Genomic DNA, 12,616 nt, shown 5'->3' on the forward strand with positions numbered 1-12,616 from the left:
AGGAAATAAAAGAAGAATAGCATGTTTCGTCATACTGGAGAGGAATTACTCTTGTTCCGTAAAAACCAGAGGTCCATCCTTAGTTACCGCCACAGTATGCTCATATTGAGCGGAGAGTTTACCATCAACAGTGAGAGCTGTCCAAGCATTTGCATCTATTTTCACATGCCATGAGCCAACATTAACCATAGGCTCCTTCGTAATCTGCAATAAATGTCTGGCTTCTTCAGAAATGGTACCGACTGTATGTGTCCAAGCGAATCCGCAAGACCACCATGCAAGTTAGCAACAAAGTCTATGGTTGCGATATCCCCATTTTTTAACGGCTTATCGGTTGATTTCATTTTGACTTTTTAAGGTAATCATGTAAGAGGGCTCCTTTGGTTCAGTTCTTGGTCATGATCTTCTTAATAGTTATCTGCAACTGCTTTTCGCAATATTTTGATACATCTGTCTAAATCCGTTTTTACGTTTGCCTTATAACGCATCGCTGCTTCAAATCCGCCGTCCGAAACAAAATGATAATAAACAACTTCCTTATGCTTCGAATTCATATTAGGCTGAAGCTTTTTTACACGATACAAAATTCCATCCTCTACAAGATCATCAAGAGAACGATAAATCTCCGCGTGATTCGGTCGATAACCAAGATTTTTAAAGTCATGCTGTAAAATATCAAGCATTTGTAGGGCATATCCTTTTTTCATTTCCACCATAGTAATCAAATATAGCTTAAGAAAGGCTCTTTGTTTCATTAAAAACCCAGTGCTTTCTCGTTCTGACATAGTGGAGTGTCACCTTCTTTCTATTATTGTACTATGTACTAATTGTACATAAAAGGAAAAAATATACAATGGTTTCTTTTTCTTTCCCCCTTTTGGTAAAAGGAATAAGTACTTTCGTTTAAACTGATAAGCAGTGAGCTATAAGAGGAAAAGGAGCTATTACAAACCACAATGTTTCTAAAATCTATATATACAATTAGTACATAGTACAATTTGTTTTTGATGCTTTTTATTAACCATCAGACTCTATCGTATGCCATTTATATGTACCTTCTATTTTCTACTCATCATAATACAAAAACACTTGTTCTTGATCAAGAACAACTCTTACGTTTATATCTGAACAAGCCTCCCTGTTATTAATCAGTTGAAACGTTTTATTCCCTATCCCCATTCCTCCTCTGCTCTTCTAGCATCTCTAGTTTTTGCAATGTCAGTTGAACCGCAATTGCATCATCCAGATATCCAATGGGAAAGACATAATCAGGAATGATGTCAACTGACAAAATAAAATAGAGCAGCGCACTGCCAATCACAGCCTTCTCTAGTGCTTGAATCTCCTCATGGCAAAATCGCCCATACATTTCTTTTAATTGCTCAATAAACGGTCCTTCTCCATTCACATTCTCCACTTTCTCTTGAAACTCTTCTTTAATGATTCTACTTCCTTCATTCGTTTGTGCATGCTTTTCATATTTTTCTAATTCTTGTTGCACCTGCTTCGTTGTATATTTCCAGTCGAATAAGCCTGATGATTCAAGAACCTTTTGGATGTGGTCAATGGAGGTATGAATATCAGATGGGAGAGGCTCTCTAGAGATTGTTAAAGGATATCCAGCCGCTACATATAAAAGGTCCATTGATACTTCAAGACACTTACTGATTTGCTCCAAATGCCTTGGGCGAGCAGCTTGTTTCCCATTTATAATTCGAGAAATGGTTGCCACATTGATTCTAGACTGCTTGCTTAGTTTGCGCATGGACATTGACCGTTCTTGAAGTAATTTCTTAATGAGAATTCCTAATTCTGTCTCTTTTGACTGGTTTCCCATTACCCATCCTCCCCCATTTACATTTATGAATGCAAACCTGTTTAGATAAAGTAAACATTGGGCACTGGCAATACGCACATTTTCTAAACGTTTTCGTAACATACAAGTAAGAAAAAGCTTTTTCATGATATAGATAGCTTTCACGTAGGAAAAGTAACTAACAACTAAGTTCATTATCAAAAAGGAGTGTATTCCAATGAATGCATTGTTATTAGTTGGTCTTGCCTCATCATCTAGTCTGGATCAATTAGGTGCTACCTTAGCTCATAGCTTAAGAGAACTTCATAATTTGAATGTAACTGCGATATGGATCCCTCTGATCTATTTACTCGTTAGCCTAAGCAGCATTTATTTTGGTCAGTGGATTTCCCTTTTCGTCGTTGGCTTCTTAGTAAGTGTAATTGTTAGTCAAATTATTTTATTAGCGATCGATCGAAAAAATGTGATCGTTCTTGAAAACATTTTTTCCAAACAGCTTACGCACATGCTAAGCACTGCTGAATGCTCCTATTGTCATAAATCTGCTCCACTAAAAATAGGAGAAGCAACGATTCTGCTACTTGCTTTTTCGATTCATGCCTTATCAAATAAAGTAATTGCTTTTTTTCATAAACTCCCAGCGATTACGATCACTTTCACAGTATCTCTCTCCAGCTTTTTCACTCTATGGATGAGTCTAGCCTTTGGAGAAAAAGTAAGAAAGATCAAAATTTGCTCCTTGCATCTTGGCAAATTTGGGACCCTCATCAGCGGCACAATCATCCTATTATGCGTGCTTGAAATGTTTCTGTAAGTGAGATGTCTGTTCCACTCATCACCAACACGTAAATAGACCGGCTTCCCCTATTACATCAAGGAAACGGTCTATTGTTAAAACAAACGGATGTAAAAATAGGATTGCTGTAACTTGCAAAAATCCAAAAATATCATGAGGAGAAGAGGTCTTTTGGAAGATACTGTAGATAAAAGAAGTCGTCCTGAACCGTTTTTGCGTGCCAGCTTTGATAAGAATAGGAGTAATGGCCAAAGATATGCAAACGGATCAGGACTTGAAAGGATTTAATACCCTCGGGATTTTTTAGCCCTAAGGGTTTTTATTTGCTTTCCTATGATAGCCAAGCCTTTTTTCATACTATGCCTTTTTCTCATCAGTTAACCCTTCAGCAAGCTCCTCGGTCTGTGACAAAGTAGCAATAGGATCAAAATACCGGGATTTATCACGTTTCATGCTATTCAGCACAATGAAAAACATTCTAATTGAAAAATATTCACAACGTCAAACTACATGCCATTTCGTTACCAGGAATGAAGCTACGCATGCAAAGCAAAGATTACGAACCATCTAATTATTCCTACGTGTATAAGGGGGATTCGACCCATATCTACCGGAATTGCTCAATATTCTCAACAAGAAAAGCGTCCAGTGTGCGGGGAGCGCGACCAAGTAAGAGATTTACTGTGTCAGTCGGCTTCTCAGGCACTACCGTAGACATGGTTTGAATTTCAACCACATGGCTAGCAAGCCAAGAAGGCATGTGCTCAAACTCGATTAAATGGCGTAGTAGTACTTGTCCGTCCATGTCAACGTAGCGTATCTGGCGACCAAGCAGAGTAGATAATTTGCACGCGATTTGAGGATAACTGAAAGTCTCCGAACCGGTTAGCGTATAGATTTGTCCTGATACCCCCCGATTCGTAAGAGCCTCAACAGCAACATCTGCAATATCTCTACAATCAATAAAGTTACATGGTGATTGGCCCATGGTGCCATAAAAAACATGTCGTGCCTCAACCGTTGGGGCGTAACGGAGTAAGTTTTGCATGAACGCATATGGGCGTAACACTGTGTAGGTGAGAGCAGAATTGCACAAAAGCTTCTCGATTTCCTGATGCCACCCTGCTACTGCCACTGGAGATCGCTTCTCGTAAGCTGGACTAGAAATCTTTACGATATGTTCAACTCCAGCTTCAATAGCAATCTGAATGATCGAGGTCTCAAACTCAATCTGTCTTGGGCTGTTAGATATTGCAAGGAAAATCTGGCTAGCTCCATGAAATGCAATTCGCAACGATTCGGGATCAGAAGCATCTGCCGTTATGATCTCAATAGTCGAATTTCCCAGCTCCCCGATCTGAATACGTAATTTCTCAGGCTTTCTGCTCAGCGCTCGTACAGGCACTCCAAGTTTCATCAAACGTTCTAAAACGAAACTGCCAATCGTACCTGTTGCTCCAACAATAACGATCATCTTCTATCTCCTCCATTGTGGGTTGTTGAATTAGTTGTATTGCATTGACGCCAACGCCATATCACTATCGAGCTAGCAATCGTCGCAGATAAGGCAAAATCAGTCCAAACACGAATAAGCCAAACCAATTGATCGAGCAAATTAAAAATGCTCAATAAACTACATGTCAGCCATACTATGGATACTCCAAATGAAACCGCGGCCAAGGCAAACATTCCTACTACGATGAAGTAAGGTGCATGTATGACCCAATGTTTATGGCCTCCTCTATTGCGCAGCCAAAGACCGACTAACAAGGCCACCAAGGCTGAAGCTCCTCCTATCGTGGTTAACGCTCTGATTTGAAGATTGTTTTCAGCAGTAATCCATCCCCCAATACTTGCCATGAGAGCAGGTGCGGCATATGCCATTAGAACCTCACGCCACAGCACAAAAACCTGACTGTCACAACCAGTTTTTTTAACCTCATTGCTATTTTGTATGCGATTTGAGCAGTTCATCTTGTCTATGTAAATTCTCCTCCCTTTACGTAGTCGTTGTAGAGATGCTTCTACTATATAATTAGGAACCTAACTATATGCCGTAAATAATGGGCTAGCTTTTTTCTAGCCCTGTTTTCCTCCTGCCAGATATGATTCTAAAATTCAACAGAATCATCCGTAAGTGCTGAGATGCCTTGCGTAACTCGATCGAGAAGATCAAGAAATACGGTACGCTCTTCGATACTCAGTAACCCTACCATTGCTTCTAAACGCGCGAAATGTTCAGGTGCCATTTCAAGCAGCTTCTCTCTTCCTTTCTCCGTCAAAATAACTGATTTCTGTCGACCATCTACCGAACTTGATCGTCGTGCTACTAAACCATCTCGCTCAAGAGTTTCGATAAGACCAGTCACTGTAGCCCGTGTAACACCAAGATGCTCTGCCAACTGCGAGGGTAATTCTTCTCCTCCATTATCTTCAAGGTCTGCTAATAAACGATATCGCCCTGTTGATAAACCAAATCTAGAGAAATGAATTTCCGCAGCATGTCCAAGCTTTGTTCCTGCTGCCATTAGCCTCGCTGCGACAAGTATCGCCTGTGCGTCTACATCTAGGTTATAACGTTCAATCTGACGCTTAGATTGGATAAGCGAGGGAATTGCATTACTATGAATTGATTGTTTCCTATCGTTGTTCATAGATATAGTATGGCACCTAACTATTTGGTTTGTCAACTCTGTGAGTTATAATAAATACTGACACCAATTATAATTAATTTTGACACCAGTTTTTAATTATATTTGACACTAAATTATTAATCCTGTTATGACAAATCATTGTCATAACAGGATTTTTTTAAACTAAACTTCCAATAAAATTTTTGCATAATTTATTGTTGAGCAGACTACCGCAGTCTGCTTATTTTATTGTTTTGTTAAACAAGTTGTAAATTTAACATTTTAAAGTAAGAGCATTTCTTTGTAATGAGAAATGCTTTTTATTTTTTTGCTTAAAATAAAAAGGATATTCCATTAACAATAACAATGTAATAAAAAACGATATAAATTTATTGTAAAACAATAAATTGCGTGTTAAAGTCATTTTATAATTAAATTAGCGAGGTGCTCTTTATGAAACGGGAAACAACACTCTTTTTGAAGATAGCTAATATTCTTATTGGAATCCCAGTTCTTGCATTGTGCATATTTTTGGTGCCTAAGATCGGGAATTTTGCTGGAGAATTGTATCCAGATATTGCTTATATGAAATCCCTCGTTTTAATCGATATGTACGCGGCAGCGATACCTTTTTACTTTGCTCTGTATCAAGCTTTTAAACTTTTAAGCTATATTGATAAGAACCAAGCGTTCTCGGAATTATCCGTAAAGGCTTTAAAGAATATAAAATACTGTGCCATCACAATCAGTACCTTGTACCTGCTAGGTATGCCACTCTACTATCTCATGGCGGAGAAAGTTGACCCTCCAAGTTTCATACCAATCGGATTGGTCATTATTTTCGCCTCTATGGTGATCGCCGTTTTTGCTACTGTTCTCCAAAGACTTTTACAAGAAGCTATTAATATAAAATCAGAAAATGATTTAACGATCTGAGGTGTATATCATGGCGATTATCATCAATATTGATGTAATGTTGGCAAAAAGGAAAATGAGCGTAACGGAACTTTCGGAGAGGGTTGGAATTACTATGGCGAATCTTTCCATTCTGAAAAACAGGAAAGCAAAAGCGGTTCGTTTTTCAACATTAGAAGCGATATGTAAGACTTTGGATTGTCAGCCGGGTGATATTTTGGAGTACAAAAGCGACGAAGACACTCAATAAAAACAGACAACAAATTTATTTAACTAACGGGTTCGATAGTATATTAAAAAGAGGTAATTCAGAAACATGTTATTTCGTTCCTGAATTACCTCTTTAGATTTTCCAATTAGATTTCTAAGCACATATGCGATAAACATGTAGTTCTTTAAATTTGTAATAAAGAGCTACAGAAAGACTTTATTTTCAAGTTTTAGACTGCATTTATTTATATTAGTTAACACAGTCTAAAACATATTTATTAGAGACAGAAGCTATTAAAGTTTGAGAACCCGCACCAGTTTTGGAGTGCGAGTCTAAAGCCTTATTTTTCGTGAACGTCTGATAAAACTTTAGTATAATGACAATTCATGTTATAAAAAACAAAGCTAATGACAAAATATATTATAATTCGTGTCAAAATTACACTAAATAAAGATGAAAAAAACAAGTATTTAGTGACAACAGTAAGTAAAACTCACACCTTATCTATTTACTGGCCCTCCTCTATTTGTGAAAAGGAAGTATGGGATGTTTTCCCTAGCTGCAACTGATTTTCTTTTCCCTTCCCCCATAAAAAGCCAATGCATGCACCAATTAAGGCTGGTAGCACCCACCCTATTCCTTGCTCATACAACGGAAGGTAACGATATATGTTTGTAATGAACGAAACATCTACGAATTTACTTTGTTGTAAGGCGTCTACTAAACTAATCATAGCCGTTCCCAGCAAGCTCATTTTATAAACTGACTTATATCCTTTAAAAAGGGAATGTCCAAAGGATAAAATGATTAAAACAATTGTTAATGGGTAAATCACTAACAGAATGGGTACTGAAAAAACAATAATTTGATTAAGTCCCAAATTAGCAATAATCATACTCGTAAAGCACACGATACCCGTCCACACCGTATAAGAAAAACGTGGCATAAGCTTTGCGAAATACTGTCCGCAGGAGGTTATCAGGCCAACCGATGTTGTAATACAAGCAAGAGTAAATACTGTTCCTAGTAAGATCGTTCCGTATTGTCCAAATAAATTGGTGGAAACAGCCGTCAAAATTTCTCCTCCATTTTGATAAGAAGGCAATAAGCTTTGGCTAACCGCCCCTAAATACCCCAGCATAAGATAGATTATAGCTAGTAGGAATCCAGCAAATACCCCCGTTCTCATCGTAAGACGGGCAATTTGTTTTTTATTCGAGATATTTTTTCTCTCAAAGGCTGCAACGATTACTCCTCCAAATAGTAATGCAGCTAATGTATCCATTGTCATATAGCCTTCCATAAAGCCTTTGAAGGTAGCGGACTGTTGGTACGCCTCAACTGGTTTCCCCAAATCACCAATCGGATAAAACTGGCTTTGTATAAAAATGATTGTAATCATGCTAAGTAAAATAGGGGTTAAAATTTTTCCAATACGTGCAAACATCTTAGAAGGATTGAGACAGAGCCAAAAATTGATGACAAAATAAATAACTGTATACACTGTTAATGTCAATGAATTAGCACGTAAAAAATCAGGTAAAAAGGGAACAACACCCATTTCAAATGCAACGTTACCTGCACGCGGTATAACTAAAAAGGGCCCCAAGCATAAGTAAGTCGTCAAGGTAAATACGATAGCAAAAATAGGATGCACCCGATTCGTTAAGACATCTAAGCCCCCACTTTTCGCAATCGCAGTTACCCCTAAGATTGGTAGGCCAACAGCAGTAATGAGAAAGCCAAGCATGGCCTGCCATAAATTTTCGCCTGCCGAAAAGCCCAGTGCAGGGGGAAATACTAGATTACCTGCTCCAAAAAATAAAGCGAATAACATAAGTCCAATATACAACTGTTCCTTCCATGATAGCTGTTTCATTTTTCTTCTCCTTTTTCTCAAAAAAATAAAACCTCTCGCCTTATCATCGTAGAAATGATGACTGAGGCGAGAGGTTCGCGGTACCACCCAGTTTTCTCTAATTCACTCACGAGAATTAGACATTATGAAGTCATAGACTTTCATCCTATAACGTGGATCACTCGGTGTATATTACTTGGGCATTTGCTTTTCACATACACTGCTCATAGGCGACTTCGGAAAAAGATAGTGACCGTTCTCTCAGCCGTGGAACGGATTTCTGTACATCTAGAGCTTCTTTCTACTACTCCTATTCATTGCAAGTCATGAAGATATGAAATTTTACATCATTTATAAAAAAATAAAAAACCTCAGAACGAAATGACATTTATCATCTCATTCTGAGGTGTATATTTTACACGGTACCACTCAGCTTTCTTGCTTTTTCACAAAAACAAGCTCTGTAAGTCAATTATCATGACTCGGGTCTATTAACGAGACCAACCGTTACTCACTACTCGATCTTACTCAATCTTTGGCGAGTAAAGCTCAAAGGTGACATTCAATAATCAGTCCGTCACCACCCTTCCAGCCAAGGGGCAGCTCTCTAATCACACACTTGATTATCTACTATCCTTTTCAATGCTTTTTATATGTAAATGTTAACAAGCAGAAAACATAGTTGCTTTTTATTTATTATAGTCAGCTTTTTGCTACTGTCAAGCGATACGTTGTTATTTTTGCTATGAGAGAAAAAATGGTTAAACAGAAGATGCTTTAAGCCCATGCTCCTCTGAAAGGCTTGTTTGCATCTTATACAAGGTAGAGTAAAACCCATTTTTCGAAAGAAGTTCTTGATGGTGCCCGTTCTCAACCACCTTTCCTTGATCTACAACATAAATCATATCAGCTTCCTCTACTGTAGAAAGACGATGTGCGACGATTAGAGTTGTTCGATCTTTCATGAGTTCGGCTAAGGCTTTTTGCACCCAATATTCTGATCCAGAATCCAACGCTGAGGTGGCTTCATCCAATAAAAGGATAGGTGCATTTTTTATAATGGCCCGAGCAATCGCTATTCGTTGACGCTGACCACCAGACAGCATGGCGCCACGCTCCCCTACACGGGTTTCATAGCCATTTGGAAGACCCATGATAAAATCATGCGCGTATGCTGCTCTAGTAGCTTCAACGATTTCCTCATGAGTAGCGTCTAGCTTTCCATAGCGAATATTCTCTTCAATTGTTCCCTCAAATAAATAAGCATCCTGTGGAACATAAGCGATCAGGCTTCTCATTTCTTGAAGGCTATATTCTCCAATTGTTTTGCCAAACATGAGGATAGACCCGCTTTTAGCTGGATAGTACCCCAGTAATAATTTAATCACTGTGCTTTTTCCACTGCCACTGGCTCCTACAAGAGCAGCTGTTTCGCCCTCTCCAATCGAGAATGAAAAATCATCTAATACTTTCGCGTCAGAATCATATTCAAAAACAATCTGATTCATTTCTAACACCTTATCCTTTTGATAAGGTAGCTCATCGGGTAAGGGGATATAACGTTCAGGTTCAATTGGTTCTGAAAGGAGCTCAATAACACGAGAAGCACCTGAAAGAGAGCTTTGTAGAATCGATAAAACCTGGCCCAGATGAAGAAATCCTACTGTTACTAATAGTTGCTGTTGAATGATTGCTACAAGAGAGCCTACACCGATTACGTCTTGAGCAACCATGATAATCCCAAAAACCAGCATCCCACCAAAGCTTAAAAAGTTAATGAAAAAGTTGGTTCCTTCTAACAATGCATTCTTATGACCTTGTTTAATTGTTGAAGAGGTTACATGTTCATTCATCTCGATGTAGCGTTGTGTGACAACATGTTTTAAATGGAATATTTTAATAATAGGCAGCCCGGCTAAAAAATCATTCAATCTTTCCGTCAAAACTCCCTGTTGTAGTTGTGTTTTATCACTTATCTTACGCACTGATTTAGCAAATCGTGTATTAATATAAAGAGTTATTGCACTAAGGCCAACCAGTACTGAAGCAAATCTCCAATCTAATAAAAACATACCTGTCAAGGAACCTAGTAAAGAAATGAGAACGATCGCAATCGTCTTGATATGTTCTGAATACGTCCGCTCCATCGTCAGTAAATCATTACTCAATCTGGACATAATATCGCCGGAATGATGCTGTTCATAGTAGCGGGATGGCAATCTCCCTACTTGTTTAAATAAGATCAGCCTCACTTCAGCCATTACCTCTTTGACCGTACGACGATACATATAGCTAAACGTTGGGGACAAGATACTCACTAGCAGCAGAGTTCCACTGATCATGAGTACCGCTCGAATTAACAAAGCGGTATCCCTGCCGCTGCCGCTAGCAAAATCAGTTACATCTTTAAATACAAACGGTAAAACGATCACAATACCAGCTTGAATAAAGCCGTCACCTAGCATACCAAAGATATATTTCTTCTTTCTAGAACCCATAAAAGATAGCAGATATACAAGTTCGTTGAGCCATTTTTTTAAGAACATGAGTATACCTCCTCGTCTGCCATCCTTTTATTTTCCCCCTCAATAAATTGCTTTTTATAAAGTCTCGCATATACTCCATGTTTCGTGAGTAATTCCGTATGTGTTCCACGCTCGACAATATGTCCCCTATCTAATACCAGCAATTCGTCGGCTTCCTTAATCGTTGAGAGGCGGTGGGCAACAACAAGAACCGAACGATTTCTTATCATCTGTTCAAGTGCTTCTTGCACCAGTGCTTCGGATTGGGTGTCTAATGCGGAGGTAGGTTCGTCTAGTAGCAGAATAGGTGCATCTTTTAAAATAGCCCGAGCAATTGCAATGCGTTGTTTTTGTCCCCCGGATAATCGTGATCCTCTTTCCCCAACGATAGTTTCGTAGCCTTCAGGAAGCTGCATAATGAATTGATGGGCATTTGCTGCCTTTGCTGCGGCAATGATCTCATCTCTTGTAGCATCTGTTTTTCCGAACCCTATATTTTCGGCAATAGATACGGGGAAAAGATAGGTGTCTTGAGATACCAGGGAAATATACTTACGCATGTCGCTTAGGTTCCATTCCTGTAGAGTGTGACCATAAACAGTGATGCTGCTACCTTCCTTCTCATCTATCGCGGAGTAAAAACCACATAATAGTTTTAAGATTGTGCTTTTTCCACTTCCACTAGCCCCTACTAATGCAATTGTTTTATTCTCAGACAAAGTAAAGCTAACCCGATCCAATATTTTTTCATGACCATCATAAGCAAATGATACGTTGTTAAAAACAACTGGTTGTGTGTTTGCTCCCACGTCCAAGCAAGGCTTGTCCTCTTGTTCAATTGGCTGCTCCAGAATATCGAACATACGTTTAGATGCACCCGAAACCTCTTGAACTTGTGCAAATAATACAGGCATGAGAGAAAGTGGCTCTATAATGTAGGTAAGCAAATAACTAAACAAGACCAAATTTCCTAAATCTAACTCCCCTGTTTGAATTAAATATCCTCCGTATGCGATAAAAAACACGATTGGCGCAGAGAAAAGCAACATACCAGGTGCAGTCATCCATGCCCGCTTCTTTTCTACCAAAATTCCTTTCTGCAAAACGAGAGCCATAGTAGAAGAATATTTCTCAAATAACACGTCTGTTAAATTAAAAGCTTTGACCATATGTATCCCTGCCAGCGTATCTTGAGCGATGGAGTTAGCTTTCCCGAGGTTCTGTTGTAATTCTTCCGTATGTTTTTGTAAAGGTTTACTCAAAAAATTCATAATCAAAATTGCTACTGGCAAAATGGAGATGCTTAACACAACCAATTTCCAATTAGTAGAAACAAGTAAGCAAAGTGCTCCAATAAAAATAATTGGCATATAAAAAATTTGATAGAAATGCTGCTGCAAAAAATTCTGTAATACCGTAGCATCGTTTGTTAAGCGAGAGGTAATATCTCCAGAGTGATATTTTTCAACCGCCGAAATAGGCATTTTTTCGATATGATCAGTAACATTATTTTTTAAATCTCGGAGAGCGTTTGCGCTAAATTTTACGGCTGAAAATTTTATGAAATATTTTGAAACAAAGCCGACAATCGTTAATCCGAAAATCAGGGTAGCAAAGCTTATTAGCTTCTGATAGTCATTTGTATTTTCAACCATCGTTCTAATTAAGATGCCCATCCAAATTTCGACTGTCGCTACAATAAGAGAAGTAACGATACAGAGAAAAACCCAAAAACGATATGGTTTTACATGTGTTAATACCCACTGGAATACAGTTTTTTTTAGGGGGGCTTGCTCTTGTTTTTGAAAACTCATCTGCTGCTCCTCTCGAAAAGATAGATAGTGATTTCCCCTACAAATTCA

The 12,616-nt window shown here is 38.5% G+C and carries 11 protein-coding genes, 1 pseudogene and 2 other annotated features; of the genes and pseudogenes, 3 read left to right on the top strand and 9 right to left on the bottom strand.

Features of this window, described 5'->3' with window-relative positions; genetic code table 11:
* Positions 1-45: 45 nt before the first annotated feature.
* The 3 genes and pseudogenes from GOP56_RS23740 to GOP56_RS04640 form a co-directional block, all read right to left on the bottom strand.
* A pseudogene (locus GOP56_RS23740) lies at positions 46-335 on the bottom strand (M24 family metallopeptidase); the annotation flags it as partial.
* Positions 336-407: 72 nt separating this feature from the next.
* Positions 408-785 (bottom strand): replication termination protein, encoded by a 378-nt coding sequence (locus GOP56_RS04635; protein ID WP_022584904.1) that lies wholly within the window; start codon positions 783-785, stop codon positions 408-410.
* A 377-nt stretch (positions 786-1,162) separates the two neighbouring features.
* Entirely contained in the window at positions 1,163-1,837 is a 675-nt protein-coding gene (locus GOP56_RS04640; protein WP_163244659.1) for a DUF1232 domain-containing protein, read from the bottom strand.
* 196 nt (positions 1,838-2,033) lie between these two features.
* Here GOP56_RS04640 and GOP56_RS04645 point away from each other — a divergent pair, with 196 nt between their 5' ends.
* On the top strand, positions 2,034-2,630 hold the full coding sequence (locus tag GOP56_RS04645; RefSeq protein WP_163244660.1) for a hypothetical protein: 597 nt from the start codon (positions 2,034-2,036) through the stop codon (positions 2,628-2,630).
* A gap of 589 nt (positions 2,631-3,219) precedes the next feature.
* Here the strand turns inward: GOP56_RS04645 and GOP56_RS04650 are convergent.
* From GOP56_RS04650 to GOP56_RS04660, 3 genes are all read right to left on the bottom strand, one after another.
* Entirely contained in the window at positions 3,220-4,086 is an 867-nt protein-coding gene (locus GOP56_RS04650; protein WP_163244661.1) for an SDR family oxidoreductase, read from the bottom strand.
* Positions 4,083-4,496, bottom strand: coding sequence for a hypothetical protein (locus GOP56_RS04655; RefSeq protein WP_254068615.1), 414 nt, complete (start codon positions 4,494-4,496; stop codon positions 4,083-4,085). The genes GOP56_RS04650 and GOP56_RS04655 overlap by 4 nt, the downstream gene beginning before the upstream one ends.
* A 227-nt stretch (positions 4,497-4,723) precedes the next feature.
* Positions 4,724-5,266 carry a MarR family winged helix-turn-helix transcriptional regulator gene (locus tag GOP56_RS04660; protein WP_163244663.1) on the bottom strand — a complete coding sequence of 181 codons (543 nt, stop codon included), beginning with the start codon at positions 5,264-5,266 and terminating at the stop codon, positions 4,724-4,726.
* 432 nt (positions 5,267-5,698) lie between these two features.
* Between GOP56_RS04660 and GOP56_RS04665 the strand changes: the two genes are divergently transcribed.
* Positions 5,699-6,181: a DUF2975 domain-containing protein gene (locus GOP56_RS04665; protein WP_163244664.1), complete on the top strand. Its 483-nt coding sequence runs from the start codon at positions 5,699-5,701 to the stop codon at positions 6,179-6,181.
* A gap of 10 nt (positions 6,182-6,191) precedes the next feature.
* Positions 6,192-6,410 (top strand): helix-turn-helix domain-containing protein, encoded by a 219-nt coding sequence (locus GOP56_RS04670; RefSeq protein ID WP_163244665.1) that lies wholly within the window; start codon positions 6,192-6,194, stop codon positions 6,408-6,410.
* A 469-nt stretch (positions 6,411-6,879) separates the two neighbouring features.
* Here the strand turns inward: GOP56_RS04670 and brnQ are convergent, their stop codons facing one another.
* The 3 genes from brnQ to GOP56_RS04685 all read right to left on the bottom strand — a co-directional run bounded on the left by brnQ (position 6,880) and on the right by GOP56_RS04685 (position 12,568).
* Entirely contained in the window at positions 6,880-8,250 is a 1,371-nt protein-coding gene (gene brnQ / locus GOP56_RS04675; protein ID WP_163244666.1) for a branched-chain amino acid transport system II carrier protein, read from the bottom strand.
* Between the two features lie 59 nt (positions 8,251-8,309).
* Positions 8,310-8,556: a binding site (T-box leader), on the bottom strand.
* Between the two features lie 72 nt (positions 8,557-8,628).
* Positions 8,629-8,881 (bottom strand) — a binding site (T-box leader).
* A gap of 109 nt (positions 8,882-8,990) precedes the next feature.
* The gene (locus GOP56_RS04680) at positions 8,991-10,775 is read right to left on the bottom strand and encodes an ABC transporter ATP-binding protein (RefSeq protein WP_163244667.1); all 1,785 of its coding nucleotides are present in this window, start codon (positions 10,773-10,775) and stop codon (positions 8,991-8,993) included.
* Entirely contained in the window at positions 10,766-12,568 is a 1,803-nt protein-coding gene (locus GOP56_RS04685; protein WP_163244668.1) for an ABC transporter ATP-binding protein, read from the bottom strand. Before GOP56_RS04685 ends, GOP56_RS04680 begins: the two co-directional genes overlap by 10 nt.
* Positions 12,569-12,616: the final 48 nt, after the last annotated feature.

Origin of the sequence: Brevibacillus sp. 7WMA2 (assembly GCF_010748895.1) — a bacterium.
Classification (GTDB): Bacteria; Bacillota; Bacilli; order Brevibacillales; family Brevibacillaceae; genus Brevibacillus_B; species Brevibacillus_B halotolerans.